The organism is Pseudomonas sp. T1.Ur (assembly GCF_023516725.1).
Taxonomy (GTDB): domain Bacteria; phylum Pseudomonadota; class Gammaproteobacteria; order Pseudomonadales; family Pseudomonadaceae; genus Aquipseudomonas; species Aquipseudomonas alvandae.
Window position 1 is genome coordinate 133,088 of sequence record NZ_JAMGSN010000001.1, and the last position, 15,755, is coordinate 148,842.

Genomic DNA, 15,755 nt, shown 5'->3' on the forward strand with positions numbered 1-15,755 from the left:
AAAGATCAAAAGATCAAAAGATCAAAAGATCAAAAGATCAAAAGATCAAAAGATCGCAGCCTTCGGCAGCTCCTACAGGGCACCGTCCAGGCGCTGCAGAATCATTTGCCGAGCTTGCGCAACTCATCCGACTCCACCACCCGCACCCCGTCCTGCTCTTCCAGCGCAAGCCGCCACATCGCCCGGGCCAGTTGGCAGGCTTCGATGCCGTGATATTTGCCTGGAATCAGCTTGGACAAGGGCCCGGCCAGTTGCTCGGCCAAACGCGGCTCTACTCGGTCGCCCAGCAGCAGGGAAGGCCGGCAGAGGGTCAGTTGCGGCCAGTCCTGGGCCTTGAGGGCCGCCTCCATTTCACCTTTGACCCGGTTGTAGAAAATCGAGGACTTGGCATCGGCCCCCAGGGCGCTGATCACGATCAGATGCCGTGCGCCCAGCTCCCTGGCGCGTTTGGCGAAGGCCACCACCAGGTCCAGGTCCACTGCGCGGAATGCCTGTTCGGAGCCGGCTTTCTTGATGGTGGTGCCGAGGCAGCAGAAGGCGATGTCCACCGGGCCTTCCAGCCGTTGCAGCAACTCGGCCGGTTCCCCAACCGGATTTTCCAGGTGCGGATGCTCGGCCAGTGGCCGGCGGGACGGCGCGAGGACCCGGGTGATGGTCGGCTCGTTGAGCAGCCGGTCCAACAGGTGTTCCCCGGTCAACCCGGTCGCGCCGGCGAGCAAAACATGCTGAGGCGTCAAGTACATAGTGTTTCCCCCTTGATACGGTTCAGCTTAGTTGCTCTTTTTGGCCTCGTCGTTCAGTGCAGCACTTTGCAATGCTTTTCGCGCCTGCTGTTTGCGTAGCAGTTGCCAGTGGGACAGCACGGTGCGAGGCGCCCAGATCTGCGGCTCGGAGGCTTCGAAATTGTCCGCCTGCTCCCGTTCCGCGACGATGCCCTTGGCACGCTTGAAAGCTTGTTCCAAATCATCGGTCTGGTTCAGCGCCTGGGCGAACAGGGCGTCGCCAAAGTAGGTGAAGTTGGCTTCCTCGGAGCAGCCGAAGGACACCCGGTCGGCCCGCGAAGCGGTCATCACCAGGGTCCGTTCATCCTTGAGCGCCGGAATGAAACCGCCGGAATAGCAGGCGGAAATCACCACGATCTTGTCGCGGTTCTTCAGCGGCGCCAGCACAGCGGCCAGCTCGTCTGCGGGCAGGTCGGCCAGTTCCATGCGCGGTTGGTCGAGGACCAGTTCGTGCTCGCTGGTGCCGTGGCTGGTCAGGTAGATGAACACCAGGTCTTCCGGGCCGCTGCGCTCGGCCAGGGTGGCGACGGCGCGGCGCAGGCTTTCGCGGGTGGCCATGGGGCGGTCGCCGAGGTGGTCGCGGTGGTTCACCAGGCGGACCTGGCCGAAGGCGCCGAAACGGCTGGCGAGCATGTTGGCGACGTAGTCGGATTCGCGCAGGAACACGCTCTGCTTGCCGTCGCCGCCCAGGGTCAGGCTGTACAGTTCCACCGCTGGTGTCGAGGCGGGGATGTTGGCGAGGGCGTCGTCCAGCAGGCGGCCTTGGGCCAGGATGCCGAGTTCGAGCACATCCGGCAGCAGCCTGCCATCGGCGTCGCGTATCCGCTGGCCCTTCGCCCAGGTACCGCTTTGCACGGTGCCGTCCGTCAGCACCAGGGTGCCGCGGCCGTGGTAGCTGTCGCTTTCGAACTGGCCGGTGTAGAAGCTGCCATCGGGCAGGTTCAGGCGACCCTCGCCGGTGAAGCGCCAATCGTTGAAATGGCCGAGGTAATGGCTGCCGTCGGCGCCGATCAATTCACCCTTGCCGGTCAGTGCGCCATCCTTGAACTGGCCGATCCAGACATCGCCATCGGCGTTTTCGTAGCGGCCTCGGCCATTGAGTTGGTTGTTCTTGAAGCCGCCGATGTAGACATCGCCATCGGCGCTGTTGAAGGTGCCCTTGCCTTGGAGTTGGCCGTCGACGAAATGCCCGGTGAACTGGTTGCCGCTGGCGTCGAAGCGCTGGCCTTCGCCATTCGGCTTGCCGTTGACGAACGGGCCCTGGTACTGGCTGCCGTCGTCGAGTTCGAGGCGGCCGAGACCGGAATAACGGTCGGCCTTGAACTCGCCCCGGTAGGTCATGCCGTTTTCCTTGAGCGTCCCTTCGCCGTCCCGCCGGCCCTGCTTGAAGCCGCCGGTGTAGCTGCTGGTTGGCGTGGTCAGGCTGCCTTGGCCGTGGAACAGCCCATGCTCGAATTGGCCGCGATAAACCTCGCCATTGCTGCCGTGCCATTCGCCGGCACCGTGCCACTGGCCCTTGTCGAACTGTCCGGCGTACCAACTGCCGTTGGGGTAATCGATGCGCCCCTGGCCTTGCAGCAGGCCGTCCACCAGATCGCCGCGATAGCGCCCACCGTCGGGCAGGCGGGCATCGGGAGGCAACGGCGATTCGCCGTCGCCGCAAGCGGTGAGCAGGAGGGCCAGGGTCAGGGGGACAAGTGCGCGCATAACGGGATCCAAGTAATCAGGCGACGAGTATGCCGCAGCTATGCGCGTTGAAGCGATGCGAAACTGCATGAGCGGTTTCGCGACCGCAAGGGTCTACACGAAGCAGAGCGACAGTGGCTCGGCGATGTAGGCCGGTTTTTCCGACCCTTCGATTTCCAGGGTAGCGGTCGCCTTGAGCAGCCACTGTCCGGGTTTTTTCTCGGTGACGTCCACCAGTTCGACCTTGAGCCGGACCTTCGAGTCGACTTTTACCGGTTGGATGAAGCGCACGCTGTCCAGCCCGTAGTTGACGACCATCTTCACGCCTTCGGGCAGGATCAGGATGTCTTCCATCAATTTGGGCATCAGCGACAGCGACAGGAAACCGTGGGCGATGGTGCTGCCGAACGGCGTCTGCGCGGCCTTCACCGGATCGACGTGGATGAATTGGAAGTCGCCAGTGGCTTCGGCGAACAGGTTGATGCGGTCCTGATCGATGGTCAGCCAATCGGAACATCCGAGTTCCTTGCCGACATAATCCTTGAGCGCTGTAACGGGAACGTAGGGCATTGAGACTCTCCTTGGTTCATCTGTCCTGCTTTTATGGAACGGGGATCTGCGCCCCCGAGAACCACTGTAGATCAACATGGCGCACCGGGAAGGTCATCGACCATGCTTTTTACGAATGCCGAACCATAGCGCGGGCATGTTTAAATGCGTCACGGGTGACTCCTGTAGGAGCTGCCGAGTGCAACGAGGCTGCGATCTCTTGATCTTCCGCTTGCGATTCAATCGGCCGGAGAAAGATCGCAGCCTCGTTGCACTCGACAGCTCCTACGCAGCTCCTACCGGGGCGGGGTTTGGTGTTTTTGAGGGGAGAGAGCGGATGTTGCTAAGGGGCCTGACCTGGCTGGTGCTGTTCCAATTGCTGGGCACCGCCATCAATCATTTGTTCCTGCCGATCCTGCCGGGGCCGATCGTGGGCCTGCTGCTGATGCTGGGCTACCTGATCGCTCGCGGCGAAGTCAGCGAACCGTTGAACCTGGCCGCCAGCAGCCTGTTGCGCTACCTGCCGTTGCTGCTGGTGCCGCCGGCGGTGGGCGTCATGGTCTACGCCCGGGCGATCGCCGCCGACTTCTGGGCGATTGTCGGCGCGCTGGTGCTGTCGCTGGTCCTTTCCGTGATGCTGACGGGCGTGCTGATGCAGCGCCTGGCCCGGCGCCATATCGTCGAGCCGGAGGACGCGCCATGATGTTCGATTGGCAGGGCGCCTGGACCTCAGTCATCCACCATCCGCTGTTTGGCATCGGCATCACCCTGGGTGCCTATCAAGTGGTGCTGGCGGCGTTCGAAAAGACCCGCTGGGTATTTCTGCAACCGGTATTGATGTCGATGCTGGTGCTGATCGCCGTGCTGGTCGGATGCGGCATCAGCTATGCCGAATACCGCAAGAGCACGGAAATCCTCAGCATCCTGCTGGGGCCGGCGACCGTGGCGCTGGCGGTGCCGTTGTACTTGAACCTGCGGCGAATCCGTCAATTGTTCTGGCCGATTTTTACTACGCTGGTGATAGGTGGGGTGTTTGCCACCGGGTCCGCGGTGGTGCTGGGCTGGGCGTTTGGCGCCGAGCACATGATCCTCATGACGATGGCGCCCAAGTCCGTGACTTCGCCCATCGCGATGCTGGTGGCCGAGCAGATCGGTGGCGTGGCGGCGATGGCGGCGGTGTTCGTGTTGATCACCGGTGTGCTCGGGGCGATCCTCGGCCCGAGCATTCTGACCCGGTTGGGTGTCCACAGTCCCGAGGCCCGCGGCATGGCCCTGGGCCTGACGGCCCATGCGGTGGGCACGTCGGTGGCGTTGCAGGAAAGCGAGGAGACCGGTGCCTTCGCGGCGCTGGCGATGAGTCTGATGGGCGTGGCCACGGCGGTGCTATTGCCGCTGGTGGTGTCGATGACGGTTTAAGGAACGAGTTATGAGCTTGCCGCTGTTTCCGTTGAACACCGTGTTGTTCCCCGGGTGCATTCTCGATCTGCAGATTTTCGAGGCGCGTTACCTCGACATGATCGGACGCTGCATGAAAAAGGGCGAAGGCTTCGGGGTGGTGTGCATCCTCGATGGCGAGGAGGTCGGCATCGCGCCTGACGGCTATGCGCGGGTCGGCTGTGAAGCGCTGATCACCGATTTTTCCCAGCAAGAGAACGGCCTGCTGGGCATTCGGGTGCAGGGCGGGCGGCGTTTTCTCGTGCACAGCAGCAGCGTCCAGGCCGATCAGCTCACCGTGGCTGAGGTCGAATGGCTGGAAGACGAGCCGGAACAACCGCTGCAGGATGAGGACGCCGACCTGGTGGCGCTGCTCAAGGCCTTGGCCGAACACCCGATGGTCGAGGCGCTGAACATGGGCACCGAGGCGACCGGCCAACAGTCCCTCGCCAATCAGTTGGCGTATCTGCTGCCGTTCAACGAACTGGACAAGCTCGACCTGCTGCAACTCGACGATCCGCAACAGCGGCTGGATGCGATCCAGGCGTTGCTCGATGAGTTGCAAGGCGAACTGTTTGCCTGACGCCTAGCCATCGAACAGCGCTGATCCCCTGTGGGAGCGAGCCTGCTCGCGAAAGCGGAGTGTCATCCAGCACATGGGTTAACTGATCCACCGCTTTCGCGAGCAAGCTCGCTCCCACAGGGAAACGCTGTGTCTTGGCATCAATAGGCATACCGCAACATCGCATGCGGCAGGTGCCGCAAGGCGAAGAAGCTGAACACCGCCACCAGCGCCGGCAAAATCAGCCACCAGATTTTCGGCGGCATGGCGCGCAGCGGTTCCTGGCGTTGGCTCAACCACAGCACGGCGGCGCAGACGCTGGCGGCGAGCATGGCGCCGGCAACGACGTCGCTTGGCCAGTGTGCGCCGAGGTAGACCCGCGACAGGGCAATGGCCAACGCCGGCAACGAGCCGAGCAACAACCAGGTCAGGCGCAGGCGCGGTGGTTGGCCGCGACCGGCCAGTATCGCCAGGCTCAGGAACAGCGCGAAGGCACCGGAGGCGTGGCCGCTGGGCATGCTGTAGCTGGTCAAGGGATCGGTGAGGATTTCCGGGCGTACCCGGGCGAAAAAGTGCTTGGTGCCGGTGTTCGCCAGGGCGGTGAGCAACATGGTCGCCCCGGCAAAGATCGCCTGCCGCCACTGGCGCGCCAATAACAGCAGCCCGGTCAGCAGGGCGCTGAAGATCAGCATGTTGCGAAATTCACCGATCAGCGTGAAGGTCACGGCGATTTCATCCAGCGTCGCGCTGCGATGTTCCTGCACCAGCGCCATCAAGCCTTGGTCGAAGGCGGCCAGGTAGCGGAAACCGATGAACAGGCTGATCAGGATCGCCAGGCCAACCCCCGCGATGATTGCCGAGGCGTGGCGATGACGACGCAAACTACTGTTGACGCTCAGGCCGAGCATCAACGCGATGCTACCGATGACGACGCCGGCCTGCGGCCAGAAGCCTTCGGGCAGTGGCAGGCGGAACGCCGCGCCGGTGGCCCAACCTGGCAGCAGATAGGCGACGGTCCAGCCTGACGCGGCCACCAGGCTGACGACGGCGAAGCGCGGGAACGGCATGTCGCACATCCCCGCAACCATCGGCAGCATCGGTCGCAACGGGCCGATAAAGCGTCCCACCAGCAGGCTGGCGATGCCGTAGCGTTGGAAGTAGTTCTCCGCCGCGCTCATCCATTCCGGATGATGCCGCAGCCCCGGCAGGCGCCGGATGTTCTGGTGGAAATGCCGGCCGAGGAAGTACGACACCAGATCCCCCAGCAATCCGCCGAGAAGCCCCAGCAGCAAGGTTTCACCCAAGGACAACGCGCCACTGCCGGCCAGCACCGCGATCGCGAACAACAGCACGGTGCCGGGCACGATCAACCCGGCGATGGCCAGGCATTCAACGCACGCGACGACAAACACCGCCACCGCCAGCCATTGCGGGTTGACGGTCAGCCAGCCGGTGATGCTATCGAGCCATGGGCCCATAAGAACAACTCCATTAGTTTATTGATGTCCCACTGTGGGAGCGAGCTTGCTCGCGATAGCGATTTGTCAGTCAAACCAACTCTGCTGACCCGACGCCATCGCGAGCAAGCTCGCTCCCACCATGGACGGCGTAGTGTTCAGGACAGTAAAAAATAATCCCGACCTTCGACCTGCCCGCGCCGCAGCGGGTTGCGCGTGCACCACGGCGCGTAGGCGGCATCGACGAAGCGGTAGGGCAGGTGTTCGTCCCGTCCCAGCGGGATGCCCAGGCGCGTGGTCTGGATCACATTAACCGTCGGTACGCCGACGTCTTCGACCAACAACCGTTCAGGGTCGAAGCGCTTGGCGTCCCAGTCCGGCACTTTCAGGCCCAGGGCCTTGCACAGCAAGGTCTGGCCGGCACAGAGTTTTTGTGGCGTGCGCGGCCGGCCCTGGGCGTCGGGGTTGTTCAGGAGCATCTGGGCCAGGCTCGCCGGGCCGCTGATGGTATCGACCCAGGGGTAGGCCGACTTGATCAGCACGGCATTGCCCGGGCCCTGGGCGCTGAAGTTCAGGGAATCGCCGCCCCGGGCGTAATACATATAGATGTGCCCGCCATCCAGAAACAAAGCCTTGCGCTTTTCCGTGTAGCCCAGCGAGGCGTGGCTGCCTTTTTCGGCGAAGTAATACGCTTCGGTTTCGATGATCCGCGCGCTGAGCCACAGGCCGCCGACCTTGTGGCGGATGACCTTGCCCAGCAGGTCCTGGGCGAGTACCTGGGCGTCGCGGTCAAAAAAAGCGTGGGGCAAGGCGTTTGGCGTTGGTGGCGAATCGGTCATGGCAGTGGACGAGGTCAGGCCAAAGATAGCGCGATGATAACAACGGATAGCTTAATTACCGCTGAACAGTGAACGGAATCTCGGCGGTTTATGCCTGTTTTCAATCTCCGCCGGTCACTGCTGTGAGACCGCGCTGTTAGTCGAGGGTTACGACAGCTATAATCTGCCGCTTTCCTCTTTGCCAAGACCACACAGACCATGACTGAGTCCGTTCTTGACTACATGACCCGCCTGGGTCGCGCCGCCCGCGAAGCGTCGCGCATCATCGGCCGTGCCAGCACCGCGCAGAAGAATCGCGCCCTGCAGGCCGCCGCCAATGCGCTGGATGCCGCTCGCGCCGAGTTGTCCGCCGCCAACGAACTGGACCTGGCCGCTGGCCGGGCCAATGGGCTTGAGCCGGCCATGCTCGAACGCCTGGCGCTGACCCCGGCACGCATCGACAGCATGATCGTCGGTCTGCGTCAGGTCGCGGCACTGCCGGACCCGGTCGGGGCGATCCGCGACATGAGCTATCGGCCGTCGGGTATCCAGGTTGGCAAGATGCGCGTGCCCCTGGGCGTGGTCGGGATCATCTACGAGTCGCGGCCGAACGTGACCATCGACGCCGCGAGCCTGTGCCTGAAGTCCGGTAACGCGACCATCCTGCGGGGCGGTTCCGAGGCGATCCACTCCAACCGCGCCATTGCCGCCTGCATCCAGCGCGGCCTGGCCGAAGCCAACCTGCCGGCCGCCGTCGTGCAAGTGGTGGAAACCACCGATCGCGCCGCGGTCGGCGCGCTGATCACCATGCCCGAGTTCGTCGACGTCATCGTGCCGCGTGGCGGCAAGGGGCTGATCGAGCGCGTCAGTCGCGACGCTCGCGTGCCGGTGATCAAGCACCTGGACGGCATCTGCCACGTCTACGTCAGCGCCCATGCCGAATTGCCGAAGGCCCAGCGCATCGCTTTTAACGCCAAGACCTACCGCTACGGCATCTGCGGTGCGATGGAAACCTTGCTGGTGGATCAGGCGATTGCCGAGCAATTCCTGCCACCGATGGCGGCCCAGTTCCGCGAAAAAGGCGTCGAACTGCGTGGTTGCGAGCGCACCCGGGCGATCATCGAGGCGGCGGTGGCGACCGAGGAAGACTGGAACACCGAATACCTGGCGCCGATCCTGTCGATCCGCGTGGTGGACGGGCTGGACGAGGCCATCGAGCACATCAACCGCCATGGCTCCCAGCACACCGATGCCATCGTCAGCGAACACCAGGGCGAAACCCGGCGTTTCGTGACCGAGGTGGACTCGGCGTCGGTGATGATCAACGCCCCGACCTGCTTTGCCGATGGCTTTGAATACGGATTGGGCGCCGAGATCGGCATTTCTACTGATAAGCTGCACGCCCGCGGCCCGGTGGGCCTCGAAGGCCTGACCTGCGAGAAGTACATCGTGGTCGGTGACGGCCAGTTGCGCGGCCAGGAGCCGGTCTGACTTGGGCGACCTCGACCCACTGGCCTCGATGACTACGCCCGCTGTGACGGCGACCGCGCCAAAGCGCATCGGTATCCTGGGCGGCACGTTCGACCCGGTGCACATCGGCCATTTGCGCGGTGCGCTGGAAGTCGCCGACGCCCTGGCCCTCGATGAGCTGCGCCTGACGCCCAGCGCCCGGCCGCCTCATCGGGACACGCCGCAGGTGTCGGCCCGGGATCGCCTGGCGATGGTCGAGTGCGCGGTGGCCGGTGTGGCGCCGTTGGTGGTGGATGCCCGCGAATTGCAGCGGGACAAACCGTCCTACACCATTGATACCCTGGAGCTGATGCGCGCCGAACTGGCCGCCGAAGCCCAGGTTTTTCTGCTTCTGGGCTGGGACGCATTTTGCGGCCTGCCCACTTGGCATCGCTGGGAAGAGTTGCTCCAGCATTGCCACATCCTGGTGCTGCAACGCCCGGATGCCGACAGCGAGCCGCCGGATGCCTTGCGCAACCTGCTGGCGGCGCGCTCGGTGAGCGACCCGCTGGCCCTGAAGGGGCCGAGCGGACAGATTGCATTCGTCTGGCAGACGCCGCTCGCGGTATCCGCCACCCAGATCCGTCAACTGCTGGCCAGCGGTAAGTCGGTACGTTTCCTGGTGCCCGACGCGGTCCTGGCCTACATCGATGCGCACGGTCTGTACCGTGCGTCGAACTGAACAAGGCGCGCTCCGCCGACACGGATCAACGTGTACCGAGCGCCCGAACACATGAGCAAAACGAGTTTTTTATGACTGACAAAGACCTGAACAAAGTAAAGCGCAAGGGCACCTTCAAGAGCGCCCCGCTGCCGGTAGAAGCACACACCGGCGTGGCGCTGGCCGGCGAAGAGCTGGTCAAGGTGGCCGTGGCGGCCCTGGAAGACGTCAAGGCCCAGGACATCCAGGTGATCGACGTTCGCGAGAAGCAGAGCATCACTGACTTCATGATCATCGCCACCGGTACTTCCAACCGCCAGATCGGCGCGATGCTGGACAAGGTCCGCGAAGCCGTCAAGGCCAAGGGCGTCAAGCCGCTGGGCGAAGAAGGCAAGGGCGACAGCGACTGGGTCCTGTTGGACATGGACGACGTCATCGTGCACATGATGACCGCCTCGGCGCGCCAGTTCTATGACCTGGAGCGCCTGTGGGCCGGTGCCGAGCAGAGCCGTTCGGCCAGCGCCGCGCACCACAGCCCGGAAAACACCCATGAGCACTTCACCAAGCTCAACAAAGACCAGCAATAAGGGATCGCTGTGCGACTGCGCCTGATCGCCGTCGGTTCTCGCATGCCCAAGTGGGTGGAAGAAGGCTGGCATGAATATGCCAAGCGTCTTCCGTCCGAGCTGGCCCTGGAACTGGTGGAAATTCCGCTCAATACCCGTGGCAAGAATGCCGACGTGGCGCGCTTCATCCGCCAGGAAGGCGAAGCCATGCTGGCCAAGGTCGGGCCGAACGAGCGCATCGTCACCCTGGAAGTCCACGGCAAGCCCTGGAGTACCGAGCAACTGGCGGTCGAACTCGATCGCTGGCGGCTGGACTCGCGCACGGTCAATTTCATGGTCGGTGGCCCGGAAGGGCTGGCGCCGGAAGTCTGTGCCCGGGCCGACCAGCGCTGGTCGTTATCGCCGTTGACGTTGCCGCACCCGTTGGTGCGGATCCTGATCGGTGAACAGTTGTATCGTGCCTGGACAGTCTTGTCCGGGCACCCTTACCACAAGTAATCCTGCCCTCATGCCCCAGCCGATCCGCATCAAGGACCACGAAAAAGACGCCCGCCTGGTGCGGGGCCGCGTCGTGTTCGGCGCCATTACCGTGGTGACGCTGATCGGCGTGCTGATTGCGCGGCTGTATTTCCTCCAGGTCATCCAGTACGAGTACCACTCGACGCTGTCGGAAAGTAACCGAGTGCATGTGCAGCCGATTCCGCCGACCCGTGGGCTGATCTTCGACCGCAACGGCGTGGTGGTGGCGGACAACCGGCCCAGCTTCAGCCTGAGCATGACCCGCGAACGTTCCGGCGACTGGCAGAAAGTCCTCGACGTGATCGTCGAAGTGCTGCAATTGACGCCCGAGGACCGGGTGATCTTCGAGAAACGCATGCGTCAGGGCCGGCGCCCCTTCGAGCCGGTGCCGATCATGTTCGAGCTGACCGAAGAGCAGATCGCCCTGATCGCCGTGAACCAGTTCCGCCTGCCCGGCGTGGAAGTGGTGGCGCAACTGGTGCGGCATTACCCCCAGGGGCCGCATTTCGCCCACTCGGTCGGCTACATGGGCCGGATCAACGAAAAAGAGCTCAAGACCCTCGACCCGGTCAACTACAGCGGCACCCACCATATAGGCAAGACCGGCATCGAGCGTTTCTACGAGGCCGAGCTGCACGGCCAGGTGGGTTACGAGGAAGTCGAGACCAACGCCCGGGGCCGCGTGCTGCGGGTGCTCAAGCGTACCGACCCGATTCCCGGCAAGGACATCGTCCTGAGCCTGGACATCAAGTTGCAGGAAGCCGCCGAGGCGGCGCTGGGCGGGCGCCGTGGCGCCGTGGTCGCGCTGGACCCCAACACCGGCGAGGTCCTGGCGATGGTCAGCCAGCCGAGCTTCGACCCGAACCTGTTCGTCACCGGCATCAGCTTCAGGGCCTATGCCGAACTGCGCGATTCCATCGACCGGCCGTTGTTCAACCGCGTGCTGCGCGGGCTCTATCCACCGGGTTCGACCATCAAGCCGGCCGTGGCGATTGCCGGGCTGGACTCCGGCGTGGTGACCGCATCGACCCGGGTCTACGATCCCGGCTACTACATGCTGCCCAACTACGACCACAAGTATCGCAACTGGAACCGCACCGGCGACGGCTACGTGGACCTGGAAACGGCGATCATGCGTTCCAACGACACCTACTTCTACGACCTGGCCCACAAGCTGGGGATCGATCGGTTGTCGTCCTACATGAACAAGTTCGGCATCGGTCAGAAAGTGTCCCTGGACATGTTCGAAGAATCCCCAGGCCTGATGCCCTCCCGCGAGTGGAAACGGGCGACGCGCCGCCAGGCCTGGTTCCCCGGCGAAACCCTGATCCTCGGGATCGGCCAGGGCTACATGCAGGCGACGCCGCTGCAATTGGCCCAGGCCACGGCATTGGTGGCGAGCAAGGGCAAGTGGTATCGCCCGCACCTGGCCAAGACCATCGAAGGCGCGAAGCCGGTGGACCCGGACCCGATGCCGGACATCATCCTGCGCAATCCGTCGGACTGGCAGAAGGTCAACAACGGCATGCAACAGGTGATGCACGGTGCCCGGGGTACCGCGCGCAAGGCGGCCATCGGCTCGCCGTATCGGATTGCCGGCAAGAGCGGTACCGCCCAGGTGGTGGCGATCAAGCAGGGCGAGAAGTACGACCGCTCCAAGGTCCAGGAGCGCCATCGCGACCACGCCTTGTTCGTCGGTTTCGCACCGGCCGACAACCCGAAGATCGTCGTCTCGGTGATGGTCGAGAACGGTGAGTCCGGTTCCGGCGTCGCCGCCCCGGTGGTGCGCCAGGTCATGGACGCCTGGCTGCTGGACGAGCACGGCCAGCTCAAGCCCGAATTCGCAAGCCCCATCAGCGCGGAGGCTACGGCCCGTGAAGAATAATTTCGACCGCATCCTCTCCAGCGAAGATGTGATGCGCCGTCGCGCCACCTTGCTGCAGCGCATGCACATCGACGGGCCGTTGCTGATCCTGCTGCTGATATTGGCGGCCGGCAGCCTGTTCGTGTTGTATTCGGCCAGCGGCAAGAGCTGGGACCTGCTGGCCAAGCAGGCCACCTCGTTCGGCATCGGCCTGGTGTCGATGATCGTCATCGCCCAACTCGAGCCGCGCTTCATGGCGCGCTGGGTGCCGCTGGCCTATGTAGTGGGCGTGGGCCTGCTGGTGGTGGTGGACGTGATGGGCCACAACGCCATGGGCGCCACCCGCTGGATCAACATCCCCGGGGTGATCCGCTTCCAGCCCTCGGAATTCCTCAAGATCATCATGCCGGCGACCATCGCCTGGTACCTGTCCAAGCGCACCTTGCCGCCGCAGCTCAAGCACGTGTGCATCAGCCTGTTGCTGATCGGCATCCCGTTCATTCTCATCGTGCGCCAGCCGGACCTGGGCACCTCGCTGCTGATCCTGGCCGGTGGCGCCTTCGTGCTGTTCATGGGCGGGTTGCGCTGGCGCTGGATCCTCAGCGTAATCGCCATCGCCGTGCCGGTGTCGGTGGCCATGTGGTACTTCGTGATGCACGACTACCAGAAGCAGCGGATCCTGACGTTCCTCGACCCGGAGAGCGATCCGCTGGGCACCGGCTGGAACATCATCCAGTCCAAGGCCGCCATCGGTTCCGGCGGGGTGTTCGGCAAGGGTTGGCTGATGGGCACCCAGTCGCACCTGGATTTTCTGCCGGAAAGCCACACCGACTTCATCATCGCCGTGATGGGCGAAGAGTTCGGCCTGGTGGGCATTTGCGTGCTGCTGCTGATCTACCTGCTTTTGATTGGCCGGGGGCTGGTGATCACGGCCCAGGCCCAGACACTGTTCGGCAAATTGCTCGCCGGCAGCCTGACCATGACGTTTTTTGTTTATGTTTTCGTCAACATCGGTATGGTCAGTGGCCTGCTGCCGGTCGTGGGGGTGCCGTTGCCTTTCATTAGCTACGGAGGAACTTCGCTGGTGACGCTACTGTCAGCGTTTGGGGTTTTGATGTCGATCCATACCCATCGCAAGTGGATCGCTCAGGTTTGAATAAGGTGAAGAGTTCAATGCAAGCAATGCGTGGCTGGTCGACGCGATATGCGCCGTGGGTCGGCCTGGTCGGCTTCCTGGGCTGTGCGCCGCATGCCGTGGCAGGCGACTATGAAGGCTCGCCACAAGTGGCCGAGTTCGTCGGCGAGATGACCCGCGACTACGGTTTTGCCGGCGAACAGCTGATGGGGGTGTTCCGCGAGGCCGAGCGCAAGCAGTCGATTCTCGACGCGATCTCCCGGCCCGCCGAGCGCGTCAAGCAGTGGAGCGAATACCGGCCGATGTTCATTACCGAGGCGCGGGTCGCCCGGGGCGTGGATTTCTGGCGCCAGCATGAGGCCGCCCTGGCCCGTGCCGAGCAGGAATATGGCGTGCCGGCCCAGGTCATCGTGTCGATCATCGGCGTCGAGACCTTCTTTGGCCGTAATACCGGCAATTTCCGGGTGATCGACGCGCTGTCGACCCTGGGTTTCGATTACCCGCCCCGCGCCGAGTTCTTCCGCAAGGAGCTGCGCGAGTTCCTGCTGCTGGCCCGCGAAGAACAAGTCGATCCAATGACCCTCAAGGGCTCCTACGCCGGGGCGATGGGCCTGCCGCAATTCATGCCGAGCAGTTTCCGCGCCTATGCTGTGGATTTCGACGGTGACGGCCACATCAATATCTGGACCAATCCGACGGATGCCATCGGCAGTGTTGCCAGCTATTTCAAGCGGCATGGCTGGGAGGCCGGCGAGCCGGTGGTCAGCCGTGCCGATGTGCGTGGCGAGCAGGTGGACGAAGGCTTGACCGAGGGCATCGAGCCGACGAAAACCGTCGGGGAGTTGCGAGCGCTGGGCTGGTCGAGTCATGATGCGCTGCGTGATGACATGCCTGTCACCGCAATGCGCCTGGAAGGCGAGCAGGGCCCCGAATATTGGATGGGCCTGAAGAATTTCTACGCGATTACGCGTTATAACCGCAGCGTGATGTACGCCATGGCCGTATATCAACTGTCTGAAGAGCTGGTCAAAGCACGGGGCGTCAAATAATGCGGGCAATGCCTACCTATCAACCCCTGAAAGCCAAGCCCCTCAAGCTGGTGGCATTGGCTGCGCTGTCGCTGTTGGTCGTCAGTTGTTCGACCAGTCGCGCACCGACCCAGAAGAACAGCAATGTCGTGAAAGCCACGCCGGGCCTGGACATCAACCGGGCCCACAAGGATGGCGCGCCGTGGTGGGATGTCGATGTCTCGCGCATTCCCGACGCAACGCCGACCCTGCACACGGGGCCCTACAAGGCCAACCCGTATACCGTGCTGGGCAAGACCTATTTCCCGATGGCCGACTCCAAGCGCTACGTCGCGTCGGGCACGGCGTCCTGGTACGGCACCAAGTTCCATGGGCAGAACACCGCCAATGGCGAGGTCTACGACCTTTATGGCATGAGCGCTGCCCACAAGACCTTGCCGCTGCCCAGCTATGTGCGGGTGACCAACCTGGACAACAACAAGAGCGTGATCCTGCGGGTCAACGACCGTGGGCCGTTCTATTCCGACCGGATCATCGACTTGTCGTATGCGGCGGCGAAAAAGCTCGGTTACGCTGAAATCGGCACTGCACGGGTCAAAGTCGAGGGCATCGATCCGCAGGAATGGTGGGCCCAGCGCGGCCGTCCGGCGCCTTTGATGCTCAACGAGCCGAAAGTGGCGCAAAATGCCGCGCCGACCGTGACGGCTTCCACCGGTACGGTCGAGCAATGGACCCCACCGCCGCAGCAACATGCGGCGGCCGTGGTGCCCGTGCAGATCGACCCAAAAAAAAACGCTTCTGCAACAGCGTCTGGCCAGTATCTGCAAGTGGGCGCGTTCGCCAACCCGGACGCTGCCGAGCTGTTGAGGTCGAAGCTGAGCTCGATGGTCAGCGCGCCGGTGTTCATCAGCTCGATCGTGCGCAACCAGCAGACACTGCATCGGGTGCGCCTGGGGCCGATCGGTTCTCCGGGTGAAGTCCAGCAGGTGCAGAACAGTGTGCGCCTGGCCAATCTCGGTTCGCCGAGCCTGGTCACGGCTGAGTAGATTTGAAAGGCCCGCTTGCGGTTTGGGCGGGTCAGGTTGTTGGCTCCATGAATAACAAAAGCCCGGCAAGGGTTGTGAGTGAGCAACTTAAATACGCGGCAGCTCCTTATAAAACTGCCAGTTTAGTTTTGCCTTCGGG

16 protein-coding genes are annotated in these 15,755 nt (G+C 63.3%); 11 read left to right on the plus strand and 5 right to left on the minus strand.

The window, feature by feature from the left end; all coding sequences use genetic code 11:
* Window positions 1–101: 101 nt before the first annotated feature.
* From M8Q45_RS00620 to M8Q45_RS00630, 3 genes are all read right to left on the minus strand, one after another.
* Entirely contained in the window at window positions 102–743 is a 642-nt protein-coding gene (locus tag M8Q45_RS00620) for an oxidoreductase (protein ID WP_198796710.1), read from the minus strand.
* A 27-nt stretch (window positions 744–770) separates the two neighbouring features.
* Entirely contained in the window at window positions 771–2,489 is a 1,719-nt protein-coding gene (locus tag M8Q45_RS00625) for a C13 family peptidase (RefSeq protein ID WP_249873210.1), read from the minus strand.
* A 93-nt stretch (window positions 2,490–2,582) separates the two neighbouring features.
* On the minus strand, window positions 2,583–3,038 hold the full coding sequence (locus tag M8Q45_RS00630) for a MaoC family dehydratase (RefSeq protein ID WP_030140387.1): 456 nt from the start codon (window positions 3,036–3,038) through the stop codon (window positions 2,583–2,585).
* A gap of 316 nt (window positions 3,039–3,354) precedes the next feature.
* Between M8Q45_RS00630 and M8Q45_RS00635 the strand changes: the two genes are divergently transcribed.
* From M8Q45_RS00635 to M8Q45_RS00645, 3 genes are read left to right on the plus strand one after another with little or no spacing between them, the layout of a single operon-like run.
* Window positions 3,355–3,720, plus strand: coding sequence for a CidA/LrgA family protein (locus M8Q45_RS00635; RefSeq protein ID WP_198796712.1), 366 nt, complete (start codon window positions 3,355–3,357; stop codon window positions 3,718–3,720).
* Window positions 3,717–4,433 carry an LrgB family protein gene (locus M8Q45_RS00640; protein WP_249873211.1) on the plus strand — a complete coding sequence of 239 codons (717 nt, stop codon included), beginning with the start codon at window positions 3,717–3,719 and terminating at the stop codon, window positions 4,431–4,433. Before M8Q45_RS00635 ends, M8Q45_RS00640 begins: the two co-directional genes overlap by 4 nt.
* Window positions 4,434–4,443: 10 nt before the next feature.
* On the plus strand, window positions 4,444–5,034 hold the full coding sequence (locus tag M8Q45_RS00645) for an LON peptidase substrate-binding domain-containing protein (RefSeq protein ID WP_198796713.1): 591 nt from the start codon (window positions 4,444–4,446) through the stop codon (window positions 5,032–5,034).
* A gap of 140 nt (window positions 5,035–5,174) precedes the next feature.
* Here the strand turns inward: M8Q45_RS00645 and M8Q45_RS00650 are convergent, their stop codons facing one another.
* The gene (locus tag M8Q45_RS00650; RefSeq protein ID WP_249873212.1) at window positions 5,175–6,491 is read right to left on the minus strand and encodes a bifunctional DedA family/phosphatase PAP2 family protein; all 1,317 of its coding nucleotides are present in this window, start codon (window positions 6,489–6,491) and stop codon (window positions 5,175–5,177) included.
* Between the two features lie 137 nt (window positions 6,492–6,628).
* Window positions 6,629–7,309, minus strand: a complete 681-nt coding sequence (locus M8Q45_RS00655; protein WP_249873213.1) for a DNA-3-methyladenine glycosylase — start codon at window positions 7,307–7,309, stop codon at window positions 6,629–6,631.
* Between the two features lie 198 nt (window positions 7,310–7,507).
* Between M8Q45_RS00655 and M8Q45_RS00660 the strand changes: the two genes are divergently transcribed.
* The 8 genes from M8Q45_RS00660 (at window position 7,508) to M8Q45_RS00695 (ending at window position 15,616) form a co-directional block, all read left to right on the plus strand.
* The gene (locus tag M8Q45_RS00660) at window positions 7,508–8,779 is read left to right on the plus strand and encodes a glutamate-5-semialdehyde dehydrogenase (protein WP_249873214.1); all 1,272 of its coding nucleotides are present in this window, start codon (window positions 7,508–7,510) and stop codon (window positions 8,777–8,779) included.
* A 28-nt stretch (window positions 8,780–8,807) separates the two neighbouring features.
* Entirely contained in the window at window positions 8,808–9,479 is a 672-nt protein-coding gene (gene nadD / locus M8Q45_RS00665; RefSeq protein WP_249877246.1) for a nicotinate-nucleotide adenylyltransferase, read from the plus strand.
* A 71-nt stretch (window positions 9,480–9,550) separates the two neighbouring features.
* Window positions 9,551–10,045 (plus strand): ribosome silencing factor, encoded by a 495-nt coding sequence (rsfS, locus tag M8Q45_RS00670; RefSeq protein ID WP_249873215.1) that lies wholly within the window; start codon window positions 9,551–9,553, stop codon window positions 10,043–10,045.
* Window positions 10,046–10,054: 9 nt separating this feature from the next.
* On the plus strand, window positions 10,055–10,522 hold the full coding sequence (gene rlmH / locus M8Q45_RS00675) for a 23S rRNA (pseudouridine(1915)-N(3))-methyltransferase RlmH (RefSeq protein ID WP_003185785.1): 468 nt from the start codon (window positions 10,055–10,057) through the stop codon (window positions 10,520–10,522).
* A 10-nt stretch (window positions 10,523–10,532) separates the two neighbouring features.
* Window positions 10,533–12,428, plus strand: a complete 1,896-nt coding sequence (mrdA, locus tag M8Q45_RS00680; RefSeq protein WP_249873216.1) for a penicillin-binding protein 2 — start codon at window positions 10,533–10,535, stop codon at window positions 12,426–12,428.
* 31 nt (window positions 12,429–12,459) lie between these two features.
* Window positions 12,460–13,563 carry a rod shape-determining protein RodA gene (gene rodA / locus M8Q45_RS00685; protein WP_217862103.1) on the plus strand — a complete coding sequence of 368 codons (1,104 nt, stop codon included), beginning with the start codon at window positions 12,460–12,462 and terminating at the stop codon, window positions 13,561–13,563.
* Between the two features lie 17 nt (window positions 13,564–13,580).
* Entirely contained in the window at window positions 13,581–14,591 is a 1,011-nt protein-coding gene (gene mltB, locus M8Q45_RS00690; RefSeq protein ID WP_249873217.1) for a lytic murein transglycosylase B, read from the plus strand.
* Window positions 14,591–15,616: a septal ring lytic transglycosylase RlpA family protein gene (locus tag M8Q45_RS00695; RefSeq protein ID WP_249873218.1), complete on the plus strand. Its 1,026-nt coding sequence runs from the start codon at window positions 14,591–14,593 to the stop codon at window positions 15,614–15,616. The genes mltB and M8Q45_RS00695 overlap by 1 nt, the downstream gene beginning before the upstream one ends.
* Window positions 15,617–15,755 lie beyond the last annotated feature (139 nt).